The following is a 14,378-nucleotide window of genomic DNA, read 5'->3' on the forward strand; positions in this document are numbered from 1 at the left end:
GAACCCCGTCGGCCGGGACGGAGGGCTCGTTCGCGGCGACGGACACCCGACCGACGATAGCGGCGACCGCGACCAGCCCTCTCACACCGACGCCCACCCCCGACGCCCACCCCCGCCGCCGGCCCCTGGGCAGGCCGCGCTGTCCGCGCCCACGGGCAGCCGTGTCATACCCCGTGGTGGTGGAAGGCGGCGTTCCCGGCGCCCTGGCGTATGACAGGACGCCGGGACCCGCGGGGCTAGAGGATCGTGAGGGGGAGGCGGCGGCGCTTGCTGTGGTCGTTGTCGATGATCGGCAGGGTGTGCGGGTCGACGGCGGCCAGCGCCGCCTCGCCGTGCCCGAGCACGCATTCCGGGTCGGGGCCGTCGAGCGGCAGGCCGGTGAAGAACTTGGCCGCCATGCAGCCGCCCTGGCAGGCGTCGTAGTGGCCGCACGAGGTGCAGGCACCCGGGTTGTCCGGCTCGCGAAGCTCGGTGAACAGGCCTGAGGACCGCCACACCTGGGCGAACCCGCCCTCGTCGAGCACGCTGCCGGCCCGGAAGTGCTCGTGCAGGGCGAACGGGCAGGCGTAGACGTCGCCCACCGGGTCGATGAGGCAGACCACCCGGCCGGCCCCGCACAGGTTCAGCCCGGGCAGCGCCTGCCCGTAGGCGGCGAGATGGAAGAACGAGTCCCCGGTGAGCACGTCCGGCCGGGCGAGCAGCCAGGAATGCAGCTCCCGCTGCTGCGCGGCGGTCGGGTGCAGCTGTGCCCACGAGTCCTGGCCGCGGCCCGACGGTCGCAGCCGGGTGACCCGCAGCTCGGCGCCGTGGTCGGCCGCCAGGGCCGCGAACGAGTCCAGCTGGGCCACGTTGTGCCGGGTGACGACCACCGACAGCTTGAAGGCGCCGAACCCGGCGTCGGCCAGGTGTCCCATGGCCTGGCGGGCCCGCTCGTAGGAGCCGAGGCCGCGGACCGGGTCGTTGGTCATCGCGTCGGCGCCGTCGAGCGAGATCTGGATGTCGACGTAGTCCAGCGCCGCGAGCCGGCGAGCCTTCGCGGCGTCGATCATCCCACCGTTGGTGGAGAACTTCACCCCGACGCCGTGGTCGACCGAGTACTCGAGCACCTCGAAGAAGTCGGGCCTCGTCATCGGCTCGCCGCCGCCGACATTGACGTAGAAGACCTGCATCTCGGCCAGTTGGTCGACGACCGAGCGCATCTGCGTCGTGTCGAGCTCGCGCGGGTCACGCCGCCCGGACGACGACAGGCAGTGCACGCACTGCAGGTTGCAGGCGTAGGTCCACTCCCAGGTCAGGCAGATCGGCGCGTCCAGTCCGCGCAGCAGTTCCCGCTGCAGCGACGCGCTCGCCGGCGTCGGCGCGAGTGTCGCGGCCGAGGGCGCCAGCGGTGGGGTGACGGCCGTGGGCCCGCTGGGGCGGGCCAGGTCGGTGACGCTCACAGAGGCCTCCGTCGGGCGGGAGCGGGAAACGAGCGGGTTACGGGGCGGTCAGCACGGCTGGACGAAGCCGGTCTCGACGAGGCGGGCCAGCGCGCGCTCCACCGCGGGTCGCTTGGCCGCTGGCACGGCCGCCAGCGCGTCGGCGGCCGACGGCGCGTCGGCCAGCGCTCCCACGACGGCGACCAGGTCGAGGTCCCTGAGCAGCGACAGCCGGCGGGTGTCGTAGGAGTAGGCCAGCGCGCCGAACCGCTCCGGCCGTAGCGCGACCTTGGGGTGCAGCCGATACGGCAGGGCCGGGTCGAAAGCCACCCCCGACGGCCGGGCCAGCGCGTGCGCGGGCGTGGGCGCCGCGGCCGGACCCGGAGTCGGAGCCGGAATCAGAGTCGGAGGCGGAATCAGAGTCGGAGGCGGAGTCGGCACAGGCGTGGGCGCGCCTTCCGGCGCGCCCACGGATGTCGTGCTGCTCACCGCGGGATCAGTAGACACCGCACATGCCGTCGATGGAGACGTCCTCGACGAGCAGGTCCTCCACCACCGGCTCCACCTGGGAGCGCGCGTCATCGGCGGGCGCGATGTCCGTCGCCGGGGCCTGCGAGTCCATACCGTTCCTCCTGTGTCTTCTGAGGCCAGGTGCGGGCCTGTGGATCGGGTAGCTGGGGCGGGTGCCGGGGTGGCGCGCCGCGCGGCCGCGGCGCTGCGGGCGCTGGGTGGTGCTCGCGCCGCCCGGCGCTTCGGCGCGCTCGGCCGGTCCGGGGCGCCCGGGGCGGGCGGCCCGGCCGCGACGAAGGACTGGCGGTCCCGGATCTTGCGGATCGGCGAGGCCGATCCGGCAGGAACCCCGGCCACCGAGCCGGCGCCCTCGCCGTCGTCGGCCTCGTCGCCGACGTCGGTTCCCGCGCCTGGGCCGCTCCCGTTGCCAGTGTTGACCACGGTGCCGCCGCTGCCAGCTGACTTCCATGTGCAGTGTGACCCGGAAACCACCGTTCTGTCGCGCGGAAAGCTGTTGTTGGGTGGTTCGCCATTACGTCTGCTGACGTTGTCCGCCGCCGGGAGCGCCGTGTGGGACGCGCTGCTGGCCGGCCGGCCGGTGGGCGCGGCCGGGCCGGGCGCCGGGGCACTCGCCCGCCGGCTCGTGGACGCCGGGCTCGGGCACCCGGTGCCGCCGGTGCCCTCGCCGGGCCGGGTGGCGGCGGTGACCGCCGTCCTGCCGGTGCGTGACGGCGCCGCCGGCATCGGCGCGCTCGTCACGGCGCTGGCCCGCCGCTGCGCGGAAGTGATCGTCGTCGACGACGGCTCGACCGACGGCACCGGCACGGCGGCCGCCGCCGCCGGCGCCCGGGTCCTGCGCCACGACCGTTCCCTTGGCCCGGCCGCGGCCCGGCTAGCCGGCGCGGCGGCGGCGGCCACTCCGCTCGTCCTGTTCTGCGACGCTGACGTGCGCCCGCCGGACGCCGCCTCCGGCCGGCCCGCCTCCGGCCGGCCCGCCGGCGGGAACGGCGCTGACGGCGGTGGCGACCATGGTGGTGGGGCTGGCGACGGTGGTGGAGCTGGTGGGGAGGCCGCGGGTGGCCCCGACTGGCTGGGGCTGCTCGTCGGGCACCTCGCCGACCCGGCCGTCGCCGCGGCGGCGCCCCGGGTCGCCTCGCCGGTGCCACCCGGGATCCGGCCCGGCCTGCTGGCCCGCTACGAGAGCGCCCGCTCGCCGCTGGACCTCGGGCCGCGCCCGGCGCCGGTGCGGCCGGGCGGACGGGTCAGCTACGTGCCCTCGGCCGCGCTGCTGGTCCGCCGCGAGCTGGCCGGCTTCGACCCGGCGCTGCGTTACGGCGAGGACGTCGATCTTGTGTGGCGGCTGGCCGCCGCGGGCTGGTCGGTGCGCTACGAGCCGGCCGCCGTCGTCCACCACGAGCCCCGTGCCTCCTTGCGCGGCTGGGCGCGCCAGCGGTTCGCCTACGGGTCGTCGGCCGGGCCGCTCGCCGCCCGCCACCCCGGCCCGCTGCGTCCCGCCGGCCAGGCCGCCGTCGCGGCCGTCGCGGCCCTCGCGGTCGCGGCCGCGCCCCGAGGGCCGGCCAGGCCAGTGGTGACGGGCGCGGTCGCCGCGGCCACGGCCGGCCGTAGCGCCGTCGACGCCGTCAGGCTCGCCCGGCGCCTGGGCGCGGCTCCGGACCCGTCCCGGCTCGCCTGGCTGCTGGTCCTCGCCGGCCGCCGGTACGCCCTGGAAGCCGCCGCCGACAACGTCCGGCGCGGCTGGTGGCCGCTGCTGGCGGCGGCCGGCCCACCCGGGCGGCGGGTGTTCGCCGCGGCCGTCGTCGTCCCCGCCGCCAGGGACTGGTGGGCTGGCCGGCCGGACGTGGGGCTCGCGCCGTACGTACTGCTGCGGATGGCCGACGACGCCGCCTACAGCGCCGGCGTCTGGTGGGGCTGCCTGCGCGCCCGCACCGCCCGTCCGCTGGCGCCGGCGAGGGCGCGCCGCCCGCCCACCGAGGCCCGCGCGCCCGCTCGCCCGGGCGGGCCGGGCCGTCGTCGCGAGCGGGCCTGAGCGGGGCAGGGCCCCGACTACGCTGTTGAGTCGTGAACTACCTTGACCACGCGGCGACGACGCCGATGCGGCCGGAGGCGCTCGCCGCGTACGCCGCGGCGCACACCGTCGCGGGCAACCCGTCGTCGCTGCATGCCGGCGGCCGCCAGGCGCGCCGGGTCGTCGAGGAGTCACGGGAGACGCTGGCCGCCGAGCTCGGCTGCCGGCCGTCAGAGCTGATCTTCACCGGCGGCGGGACGGAAAGCGACAACCTGGCCCTCAAGGGCCTGTACTGGGCCCGGCGCGCCGCCGACCCACGCCGGCGCCGCGTGCTGGTCACCGCGGTCGAGCATCACGCGGTGCTCGACCCGGCCCACTGGCTCGGGACGGCCCAGGGAGCCGTCGTCGAGCCGCTGCCGGTCGACGCGACCGGGCGCCTCGCGCCGGAGGCACTCGCCGAGGCGCTCGCGGCCGGCACCGGCGGCCCGGACGACGTCGCGGTCGTGTCGGTGATGTGGGCGAACAACGAGGTCGGCACCGTGCAGCCGGTCGCGGAGCTCGCCGAGCTGTGCCACGCCCACGGGGTGCCCTTCCACACCGACGCGGTGCAGGCGTTCGGGCAGGTGCCGCTCTCGTTCGCCGAGTCCGGCGTGGACGCGATGACGGTCACCGCCCACAAGATCGGCGGTCCGGTCGGGGTCGGCGCCCTGCTGACGCGCCGAGGCCTGGCGCTCACCCCACTCACCCACGGCGGCGGGCAGGAGCGCGACGTGCGCTCCGGGACCCTCGACACCGCCGGCGCCGCCGCCTTCGCCGCGGCCGCGGTGGCCGCGGTCCGCGCCCTGCCCACCGAAGCCGAACGGCTCGGCGCGCTGCGTGACGAGCTGGTGCGCCAGGTGGTGGCCGCGGTGCCGGCGGCTGTGCTCAACGGCGCCCCGCCGGGGCCCGGCCGGCTGCCCGGCAACGCCCACCTGAGCTTCCCCGGCTGCGAGGGCGACTCGCTGCTCATGCTGCTGGACGCCCGCGGCATCGCCTGCTCCACCGGTTCGGCCTGCACGTCCGGGGTGGCCACGCCGTCGCACGTGCTGCTCGCGATGGGCGCGGGTGAGCAGCGGGCCCGCGGGTCGCTGCGGTTCTCGCTCGGGCACACCTCGACCGAGGCGGACGTCGCCGCGGTCGCGGCGGCGATCGGCCCGGTGGTCGAACGGGCCAGCCGCGCCGGCGAGCTCGCCGGCCTCGGGTGACCGGCTTCGCTGGGCCAGCCCTGCTCGCCGCCCTTTGGGCGGCTTCGCCGGGCGGCCGGTCAGATGTCTGCCCAGGGGGGCGACCCCCTGGAACCCCCGATGTCGGGCTTCGCCCGACCGGCCGGGTTGGCTAGCCTGCTTGGCGCTCGTCGGGTGGCTTCGCTGGCGCTCGCCGGAAACCGGGTTGCCGCGTCGGGCATGCTGGAAGTGGATGAGGCCGATGGGCAGGCGGCCGGGGGAGGTGGCGTGATGCGGGTGCTCGCCGCGATGTCGGGCGGGGTCGACTCGGCGGTGGCCGCCGCGCGCGCCGTCGACGCCGGCCATGACGTCACCGGGATTCATCTGGCGCTGTCGCGCTCGCCGGACGCGGAGCGTACCGGTGCTCGCGGGTGCTGCACGGTCGAGGACGCCCGCGACGCCCGCCGGGCCGCCGACGTCCTCGGCATCCCGTTCTATGTGTGGGACCTCGCCGACCGGTTCGAGGCGGACGTCATCGAGGACTTCGTCGCCGCCTACGCGGCCGGCGCCACCCCGAACCCGTGCGTGCGCTGCAACGAGCGGATCAAGTTCGCCGCCGTGCTGGACCGCGCGCTCGCGCTCGGTTTCGACGCGGTCGTCACCGGTCACCACGCGCGCCTGTCCGCGGACGGAGTGCTGCGCCGCTCGGTGGACGCCGGCAAGGACCAGTCCTATGTGCTCGGCACGCTGCGCCCCGACCAGCTGCGCCGGGCGATGTTCCCGCTCGGCGACTCGACCAAGGCGCGGGTCCGGGCCGAGGCCGCGGCGCGTGGCCTCGCCGTCGCCGACAAGCCGGACAGCCACGACATCTGCTTCGTCCCGTCCGGCGACACCGGTGCGTGGCTGCGCGACCGGCTCGGCCCGCGCCCCGGCCCGATCGTCGATGCCGCCACCGGCGAGACCCTCGGCGAGCACGATGGCTCGTTCGCGTTCACCGTCGGCCAGCGCCGCGGCCTGCGGCTGGGCCGGCCCGCGCCCGACGGCCGCCCCCGCTACGTTCTCGACATCTCCCCGGTGACCTCGACGGTCACCGTCGGCCCGGCCGAGGCCCTCGACGTGTGGCACCTCGCCGCCGACGTCGCCGCCTGGTCTCGGGCCGAGGGCGTCGACGTGGACTGCCTCGCCCAGGTACGGGCGCACGGCGGGGCCGTTCCGGCGACCGTGACGGCCCGCGGGGGCGAGCTGCTCGTCCGCCTGCGCGAGCCGGTGCGCGGCACCGCCGCCGGCCAGGCGGTCGTCCTCTACGACGGCGACCGCGTCCTCGGTGGCGGCCACATCCTGCGCACCTCCGCCGAGCGCGCGGCGGCCTGAGCCACCAGAGCGCCAGCGCGCCAGTCGACCCGGACATCCACGCCACCAGGGGATCCGGCCTGGTGAGGTTGGACCTCGTCAGGCCGACCGGGTCATGACCCAGGCACCAACGAAACCCACCACAGCCCATCCCACGCGCCCCTGCTCCCGGACTTGTCCGTCAGGACACGGTCTGGGAGTCGCGTTTTGGCGGACAAGTCGGGAGTGATGGTCGCCCGCGGTGGTCGGGGCCGTGGCCGGGTGGATCGGCTCCCGACCTGTCCGCCGATTCGCGCGCTGTAGCCCGGATCGGCGGACAACCCAAGAACCCACCACAGCCCATCCCGCGCGCCCCCGCTCCCGGCCTCGGGCAGCAGGGGGTGTCCGGGATCCGCGCGTTGTCGACGGCATGTCCGCTGCCTGGAATAGCTTTGATCCATGACGAGTGGTGGCGGGGCGACGGACGAACCATTGGCGCCACCGTGGCTGGCGGGGGCGGCGACGGGCGTCGGGTCGCTGCCGGGCACCGATCCGCTGACGGCCGCGAAGCTGGTGTTCGACGAACTGCCGGATCTGCCCCATCTGGTCGAGCTGCCAGGGCGTGGGCCTGGCGCCGACATGCTGGGCCGGGCCGCGGTGATCGCGTTGGATCTGCCGGTGGACCTGCAGCCGTCCGGCTGGCGGCTGGTGCCGCGGCCGGGGCTGGACTACCGCCGGGCGCGCGGGATGGTGGAGCACGACCTCGACGCGCTCGAGGAGGCCGCGGCCGGTTACACCGGGCCGCTGAAGGTCGCCGTCGCCGGGCCGTGGACGCTCGCGGCGGGCGTCGAGCTGACCCGGGGGCACAAGGCGCTGTCCGACCCGGGCGCTACCCGTGACCTGGCCGAGTCGCTGGCGGCCGGGCTCGCCGAGACGCTGGCGACGATCGCCCGGCGGGTGCCCGGCGCGCGCCTGGTCGTCCAGCTCGACGAGCCGTCGCTGCCCTCGGTGCTGGCTGGCCGGATCCGCACGCCGAGCGGCTTCTCCGTGCTGCGGGCCGTCGAGGAGGGTCTGGCCGGCGAACGGCTCGGACTCGTGCTGGCCGAGGCGAGCAGGGTGGGCGGGGTCGCCGGCGCAGGGGTGCACTGCTGCGCGCCGGACGTGCCGCTGGAGCTGCTGCGCCGGGCCGGCGCCCGGTTCGTCGGCCTGGACGCCACGCTGCTCACCCAGCGGTCGGACGAGGCCATCGGCGAGGCCGTGGAGGCCGGGCTGCGTTTCATGATGGGCGTCGTCCCGGCGACCGACCGCCCGGCCGCTGTGCCGCCGTCCCCGTCCGCCGGGGTCGCCGCGGACGCGAGGACCGGTACCGGCCCGCGTCCCCGCGCGGCCACGGCCGTGACCGGATCGTCCGGGCCGGGGACGTCGGCGCGGGGGGCTGCCGGGCGGCTCGGGCTGCTCGGTGACGAGGGCGAGCGCGAGAGCGCCGACGTGGACGGCGCCGGTCGCGGTGGGCCGGAACTGTCGGACCCTTCTCGTACGGTTGATCCCGTCCGGTCGCTGTGGCGCCGGCTCGGATTCCGTCCCGAACAGCTCGCGGAGGTGGTCGCCGTGACTCCCACCTGTGGTCTCGCCGGCGCGAGCGTTCCGTACGCCCGCGCCGCGATGCGGCACTGCCGGGCGGCGGCCCGGGTACTGGTGGAGTCGCCGGAATGAGCGCGCCCACCGGCCAGGAGAACGCCGCCGGGGTGGCGACCGGGGCGGAGGAGGCCGAGGTCGCCGCCGCCGGGGTCCAGGAGAGTTCCGCCCAGGTGCCGGCCGACGCTCGGGCGCGGGCCGCCGAGCTCACCGAGGAGCTGGACGGGCACGCCTACCGGTACTACGTGCTCGACGCCCCGACCGTGTCGGACGCCGAGTACGACGCGCTGATGCGCGAGCTGACCGCGCTGGAGGAGCGCTTCCCGTCGCTGCGCACGCCGGACTCGCCGACCCAGAAGGTCCAGGGAGCGCCGAGCGAGCTGTTCGAGTCGGTCACCCACCTCGTGCGGATGATGTCGCTCGACAACGCCTTCGACGAGGACGAGTTCCAGGCCTGGGCGGTGCGGGCCACCCGGGAGGTGCCGGTCGAGGCCTGGCTGTGCGAGCTGAAGATCGACGGGCTGGCCGTCGACCTCGTCTACCTGGACGGCCACCTGGCCCGCGCCGCGACCCGCGGCGACGGGCGGGTGGGCGAGGACATCACCCCCAACATCCGCACCCTCGAGAGCGTGCCGACGCGGCTGCGCGGGCCGAAGGTGCCGGAGCTGCTCGAGGTTCGCGGCGAGGTGTTCTTCCCGGTCGCCGCGTTCACCGCGCTCAACGAGTCGCTCGTGGCCGCCGGCCAGAAGCCCTACGCGAACCCGCGCAACACCGCCGCCGGCTCGCTGCGGCAGAAGGACCCGCGGATCACCGCGGCGCGCGGGCTCGCGATGTACGTGCACGGCCTGGGCGCGCATCGGGGCTTCGACGCGGCGTCCCAGTCGGCCGCCTACGAGGCGTTCGCCGAGCTGGGGCTGCCGGTCTCACCCCGCTACCGGGTCGTCGACGGCATCGCCGGCGTGCTCGGCTACGTGCGTGAGTGGGGCGAGCGCCGTCACGACGTCGAGCACGAGATCGACGGCGTGGTGGTCAAGGTCGACGACTTCGCCCTGCAGGGCCGGCTCGGCGCCACCTCGAAGGCGCCGCGCTGGGCGATCGCCTACAAGTACCCGCCCGAGGAGGTCACCACCCGGCTGCGGTCGATCGAGGTGAACGTCGGCCGCACCGGCCGGGTCACCCCGTTCGCCGTGCTGGAGCCCGTCCAGGTCGCCGGCTCCACCGTGGGGCTCGCCACCCTGCACAACGCCGACCAGGTGAAGGCCAAGGGCGTCCTCATCGGGGACATGATCATCCTGCGCAAGGCTGGCGACGTGATCCCCGAGGTCGTCGGCCCGGTCGCCGACCTGCGTGACGGCAGCGAGCGCGAGTTCGTCATGCCGACGCACTGCCCCGAGTGCGGCACCGAGCTGGTCCGCCCCGAGGGCGAGGCCGACACCCGCTGCCCCAACACGGTCTCCTGCCCGGCCCAGCGCCGGGAGGCGATCATCCACCTCGCGGGCCGGGGCGCGCTCGACATCGACGGGCTCGGTGAGGAGAGCGCGGTCGCGCTGCTCGAGGCCGGCCGGGTGGGCGACATCGCCGACGTGTTCCACCTGAACGAGGAATCGTTCGCCGGCATGCCGCTGTTCGAGCGGCTCGAGACGGTCCGCGACGAGAACAACAAGCCCGTCAAGGGTCCGGACGGCAAGGCGCTGCGTCGGCCGGTCCTGGGCAAGAAGGCCGATCAGGTCCTCAAGGGCATCGAGGCGGCCCGTCATCAGCCGCTGTGGCGGCTGCTGGTCGGCCTGTCGATCCGTCACGTCGGCCCGGCCGCCGCGCAGGCACTCGCCCGCGAGCTGCGCTCGGTCGACGCGATCCGGGCCGCCTCGCTGGAGGAGCTGGCCGTCGTGGACGGCGTCGGCCCGACGATCGCCGCCGCCGTCGTCGACTGGTTCGCCGACCCGCGCCACGTCGACCTGCTCGAGCGGCTGCGCGCCGGCGGCGTGACCATGGCCGACGAGGGCGCCGACGATGGCCCGCGCCCGCTCGCCGGCGTCACTGTCGTCATCACCGGAACGCTGGACGGCTGGACCCGCGACACGGCCACCGAGGCGGTCCAGAACCTGGGCGGCAAGGTCAGCGGCTCGGTGAGCAAGAAGACCAGCTTCGTCATCGCGGGCGAGAACGCCGGCTCGAAGTACGACAAGGCCGTGTCCCTGAAGGTCCCCATCCTCGACGCGACCGGCCTCGCGGCGCTGCTGGAGCGCGGCCCCGACGCCGCCAGGGAGCTCGCCACCATCGGAGAACCCGAGGCCGTCGAGGCGGCGGACGCCGAGGCTGAGCCCACCCAGACCATCGACACGGCCACCCCCGAGCCGTCGGCCGAGTCCTAGTCGGTCCCGGTAGTCGGCTTTCGCCGTTTTTGCCCTGTCGGGAGTGGTACTGTCTGAGCCGACAGTGTCGTAGCTGGTAGGGGAGTCGATTGATGTCGCAGCTTGCCGCTCGATCCGAGTCGCCCGAACCATGCGGTGGCGGCGAGAGGGCTTATCGTTCGCCGGCGGTGCTCAAGGGCGGTCCACGGCGGGCAGTGCCCAAGGACGAGCTTCTCGCGGCATTCGCCACCGCTCCCATCCTCGACGTGGCCGAACTGCGGGCAGACCTGGAGACGTTCCTCAACGACGACCTGCGTGACCCCTACGAGGGCACTGGGCTGTGACGTCGCGCGGTGCCGCACTCGTTGATTCCACCCTTCTTCGGTCTCCGGGCCAGGTCGGACAATCCTCCCGCTGTCCGGTGCGGACGGTAGGGCGTCGCACCCGAGGTGGCGGACCAGTCGTGGAGCGTGACGAGATGCCGGAGAGGGCAAGGGCCGCTCGACGGCGTTTTCCGCCCCGTGGAGGCCATGATGCAGGTGTGGCTGTCACTGTGCTGGATCGGGAGCTCTACTCGATGGGCGAGGCGGCGCACCTTCTGTCGGTGAAGCCGGCGCGGCTGCGCGCATGGGTCGACGGCTACACGCGCGGCCAGACTCACTACGAGCCGGTGATCCGGTCCGAGCGGACCGGGAGCGAGTTGCTCACCTGGGGTGAGTTCGTCGAGGCTGGATATCTGCGGGAGTACCGCGTGCATGGAGTCTCCCTACAGAAGATGCGCGTGGTCGTGCAACGCCTGCGGGAGCGGTTCGGTGTGCCGTATCCGCTCGCGCACGCCCGGCCTTATGTGTTCCAGCGGGACATTGTGCTCGAGGTTCAGGAGGAGCTCGGCCTCGACAGTGGCCTCGTCATGGTGCGGCGAGTGCGCGACGGACAGCTGGTGCTCGCCCAGAAGGCCCAGGACTTCTTCGGAAAGGTCGAGTTCGCCGCCGGTGCCGGTACCGCCGATGATGATGAGGCGGTGCGGCTTCGCCCGGACTCGTCGGCGCCGCAGGTCGTGCTCGATCCGCTGCGTGGCCTCGGTTCCCCGGTCGTACGCAACACCAGGACGGCCAACCTGTATGAGTTGTGGTCCGCGGGTGAGTCGATCGCAGAGATCGCCGAGGCCTACGAGCTGCCCAACGGCGACGTCGAGGCGGCGGTCCGTTATGAGAGCCGCCTCCGGGATCAGGAGGCCGTAGCCTGATCATGGACGATGCTGGCGCCCTGAGACCGCGCTTCTTCGTCGACGAGAACACTCTCCCGCTGGGCAGGGCACTCGCCGCCGTAAGACATGACGTCCTGCACCCGGGTCACCTGCGTTGCCCGGTCGAGAAGGGGTCGCTGGACACCGCATGGCTGCCATACGTGGGCGACGAGCGCTTGGTGCTGCTGACGCGAGACATCCGGATCCGTCACCGGTCCGCCGAGAAAAGGTTGTTTCTCGCGCATGCGGTGAAAGGCGTCTTCCTCACCAAAGCCGGGAGCATGACCCGTTGGGACATGCTGTGCATGGTCGTCCAGCACTGGGATAAAATCGAGCCGCTCGATGGACTGCCTGGCCCATGGGCCTTCTCGCTCACCAACGCCGGCCTGCGTGAACTGAAGCTGCCCACCCCACCGGCCTGAACGCGCCAACCCGGCCTCGACCGCTTGGCGAGCTTGACTGATCGCGGCCACCCGGTCGAGATCTTGGGCGGATTCGCTACTACGTTTCCCGTGGGTCATCTTCCATCGGTTCGGACCGTCGATCCGCGCACACAAACAGCGATCTTTGACTCGCCCCGGCCCGGTCTCCTCGGTAGATCACTAGATTTGTATGAAGTTCGGGGATAAAGGGGACGGAAGCCGCCGGACGGCGCACACATCCGACGATCAGGAGAGGTGCTGGGCCTCCCGCGGGCTGGTGATCGGCGGATGCGTGCGCGGATCGGCGATTCAGCAGCCCTGTCAAGATCTGTCTGCGGAAGGACCTCAGCGGGCGGGGCGGCGGGACAGGGACGCGGTGATGCCGGCGAGGTGGGCGAGGCGGGCGATCTCGGAGGACCGGAACGTCGGGCCGCCGGGGCGGCCGACCAGGATGACCAGCTCGGGGCAGCCCACCGGGGCCGCGGCCAGCTGCATGCCGCGCTCGGCCCAGCGGGCGGGCAGGCCGCCCTCGCCCGGGTCGATCTCGCGTGCCTCGGGCAGCGGCAGCCAGGGCAGCGCCGCCGCGCGCGGCGGGCTGGCGTAGTCGCCCCCGCCAAGGTCGGGCGCGCCGACGGAGGCCTCCCTGATCCGCACGTCGCCGGGTCCTGCGCACTCCAGCAGGATCGCCCAGTCCGCGTGGAACACCCCGGCGACCAGCTCGGCCAGCAGGGCGGAGGCGTCCCCCGGCCGGTCGGTGAGCGCGTCCACCAGGTCCAGGTCATCGGCGACTCCGGCGCCGTCGGCGAGGAAGGGCCGCAGCGACTCGACCCGCACGCCGGGCACCGACTGGGCCGCCGTGACGGCGCTGTCGGCCAGGCCGCCCGGCGGCAGCTGGACCACCAGGTCGTCCACGGCCCCGTCGGCGGACCGTTCGACGACGGCGAGGCTCACGATGTCGATGCCCACCCGCCCGAGCGCTGTCGCGACGGCGCCGAGCGCGCCGGGACGGTCGGGGAGCAGCAGGCGGAGAAGGTACGACATGACGTCGAGGATTCCTGACCGGCGTGACGCCGCGATGACATCCGCGTGCGTTCCTCCGTGTCCGCCGCCGCAGGTCGCGGCATCGCGGGCGTCGCGGGCGCCGGGCCGAGCCGGGCTGCGCCAGGCCCCGCCTGCCGGCCCGTACGATGTCATTACGCGGACACGCCGAAGAGTCGCGGGTCGTGGACACATGATCTTGGATGGATGGCCGTGGAGACATGGTCTTGGACATGTCGTCTTGGACACCTGGTCGTGGACACCGGGGCGCGGCGTAGCGAACACGTCAGCTGACCGGTCGGGCCACCCGGCCGGGACGGACAACCGGCCGGAACACGGCCGTAGACAAGGGGTCCCACCGCCATGGCTATCACCAGGGACGAGGTCGCCCACCTCGCCCGCCTGTCGCGGATGTCGCTGTCGGACGCCGAGCTCGACGCGCTCGCGCCCCAGCTGGACCAGATCCTGTCCGCCGTTGCCCGGGTATCCGAGGTCGCGGCGGCGGACATTCCGCCGACCAGCCACGCCGTGCCGCTGACCAATGTCTTCCGGGCGGATGTGACCCGGCCGTCGCTGCCGGCCGAGGATGCGCTGGCCGCCGCGCCGTCCGCCGAGGATGGTCGGTTCCGGGTGCCTCGCATCCTTGACTCGGAGGAGTGAGGGCGATCCGGGTGGGGCGTCCTGTTCGCGGCCCTTTGAGCAGCTTCCCGTCGACCCGGACCGCGATGCCTGCCCGGGGACGACCTCCTGGAAGCCTCGAGGTTGGGCCTCGCTCGGCGAAGCGGGCGGTCGCGGCCAGGGATTCTGCCGGTTTCCGCGGCCTCGGAGCCTTGGACCGGCACCCAACGACGGATGCGACCCAAAGCCGCGCAACTTCATCCTTTGACATGTGAGGGACAGACAGCAGCCATGACCGACGCATCCGTTGACGTCGTCCGGCTTACCGCCGCCGAGACCGCGGCCGCGATCGCGCGCGGCGAGCTGTCCGCCGTCGAGGCGACCCAGGCCGCGCTCGACCGGATCGCCAAGGTCGACGACGCGGTCCGCGCCTTCCTGCACGTCGACGCCCAGGGCGCGCTCACGACCGCCGCGGCGGTCGACGCCCGCCGGGCGGGGGGCGGACAGCCGGGACGAGCCGGACCCGAGGGCGGCCGCGCTGCGCGGCGCGCTCGAACGCGCCCTTGCCCGCGCCGGCTGGGCC

Annotated in this window: 13 protein-coding genes and 1 pseudogene; 10 read left to right on the forward strand and 4 right to left on the reverse strand. The window is 74.3% G+C overall.

Features of this window, described 5'->3' with window-relative positions:
* Positions 1 to 236 precede the first annotated feature (236 nt).
* From mftC to mftA, 3 genes are all read right to left on the reverse strand, one after another.
* Positions 237 to 1,439: a mycofactocin radical SAM maturase gene (gene mftC, locus I6A81_RS26895; protein WP_203003309.1), complete on the reverse strand. Its 1,203-nt coding sequence runs from the start codon at positions 1,437 to 1,439 to the stop codon at positions 237 to 239.
* Between the two features lie 48 nt (positions 1,440 to 1,487).
* Positions 1,488 to 1,748, reverse strand: coding sequence for a mycofactocin biosynthesis chaperone MftB (mftB, locus tag I6A81_RS26900; RefSeq protein ID WP_307874935.1), 261 nt, complete (start codon positions 1,746 to 1,748; stop codon positions 1,488 to 1,490).
* A 166-nt stretch (positions 1,749 to 1,914) separates the two neighbouring features.
* Positions 1,915 to 2,040 carry a mycofactocin precursor MftA gene (gene mftA / locus I6A81_RS26905; protein ID WP_203003311.1) on the reverse strand — a complete coding sequence of 42 codons (126 nt, stop codon included), beginning with the start codon at positions 2,038 to 2,040 and terminating at the stop codon, positions 1,915 to 1,917.
* A 39-nt stretch (positions 2,041 to 2,079) separates the two neighbouring features.
* On the opposite strand from mftA, the gene I6A81_RS26910 reads away from it, so the two are divergent.
* The 8 genes from I6A81_RS26910 to I6A81_RS26945 all read left to right on the forward strand — a co-directional run bounded on the left by I6A81_RS26910 (position 2,080) and on the right by I6A81_RS26945 (position 12,139).
* A complete protein-coding gene (locus tag I6A81_RS26910; protein ID WP_307874936.1) occupies positions 2,080 to 3,975 on the forward strand; it encodes a glycosyltransferase in 1,896 nt (631 codons plus the stop codon).
* A gap of 32 nt (positions 3,976 to 4,007) precedes the next feature.
* Positions 4,008 to 5,198, forward strand: a complete 1,191-nt coding sequence (locus I6A81_RS26915) for a cysteine desulfurase family protein (protein WP_203003314.1) — start codon at positions 4,008 to 4,010, stop codon at positions 5,196 to 5,198.
* A gap of 249 nt (positions 5,199 to 5,447) precedes the next feature.
* Positions 5,448 to 6,527 carry a tRNA 2-thiouridine(34) synthase MnmA gene (gene mnmA, locus I6A81_RS26920; protein ID WP_203003333.1) on the forward strand — a complete coding sequence of 360 codons (1,080 nt, stop codon included), beginning with the start codon at positions 5,448 to 5,450 and terminating at the stop codon, positions 6,525 to 6,527.
* Between the two features lie 417 nt (positions 6,528 to 6,944).
* Positions 6,945 to 8,198 carry a methionine synthase gene (locus tag I6A81_RS26925; protein ID WP_203003315.1) on the forward strand — a complete coding sequence of 418 codons (1,254 nt, stop codon included), beginning with the start codon at positions 6,945 to 6,947 and terminating at the stop codon, positions 8,196 to 8,198.
* Positions 8,195 to 10,492, forward strand: coding sequence for an NAD-dependent DNA ligase LigA (ligA, locus tag I6A81_RS26930; protein ID WP_203003316.1), 2,298 nt, complete (start codon positions 8,195 to 8,197; stop codon positions 10,490 to 10,492). Before I6A81_RS26925 ends, ligA begins: the two co-directional genes overlap by 4 nt.
* Positions 10,493 to 10,659: 167 nt before the next feature.
* Entirely contained in the window at positions 10,660 to 10,815 is a 156-nt protein-coding gene (locus I6A81_RS26935; RefSeq protein ID WP_203003317.1) for a hypothetical protein, read from the forward strand.
* A 197-nt stretch (positions 10,816 to 11,012) separates the two neighbouring features.
* Positions 11,013 to 11,717, forward strand: coding sequence for a DUF433 domain-containing protein (locus tag I6A81_RS26940; RefSeq protein WP_307874937.1), 705 nt, complete (start codon positions 11,013 to 11,015; stop codon positions 11,715 to 11,717).
* A gap of 2 nt (positions 11,718 to 11,719) precedes the next feature.
* Positions 11,720 to 12,139 (forward strand): PIN-like domain-containing protein, encoded by a 420-nt coding sequence (locus tag I6A81_RS26945; RefSeq protein WP_203003318.1) that lies wholly within the window; start codon positions 11,720 to 11,722, stop codon positions 12,137 to 12,139.
* Positions 12,140 to 12,484: 345 nt separating this feature from the next.
* Here the strand turns inward: I6A81_RS26945 and I6A81_RS26950 are convergent, their stop codons facing one another.
* Entirely contained in the window at positions 12,485 to 13,180 is a 696-nt protein-coding gene (locus tag I6A81_RS26950) for an ACT domain-containing protein (protein ID WP_203003319.1), read from the reverse strand.
* Between the two features lie 360 nt (positions 13,181 to 13,540).
* On the opposite strand from I6A81_RS26950, the gene gatC reads away from it, so the two are divergent.
* Both gatC and I6A81_RS26960 read left to right on the forward strand, forming a co-directional pair.
* Positions 13,541 to 13,837 (forward strand): Asp-tRNA(Asn)/Glu-tRNA(Gln) amidotransferase subunit GatC, encoded by a 297-nt coding sequence (gene gatC, locus I6A81_RS26955; protein ID WP_203003320.1) that lies wholly within the window; start codon positions 13,541 to 13,543, stop codon positions 13,835 to 13,837.
* Positions 13,838 to 14,086: 249 nt separating this feature from the next.
* Positions 14,087 to 14,378 (forward strand): annotated as a pseudogene (locus tag I6A81_RS26960) (hypothetical protein); the annotation flags it as partial.

Origin of the sequence: Frankia nepalensis (genome assembly GCF_016786325.1) — a bacterium.
GTDB classification, from domain to species: domain Bacteria; phylum Actinomycetota; class Actinomycetes; order Frankiales; family Frankiaceae; genus Pseudofrankia; species Pseudofrankia nepalensis.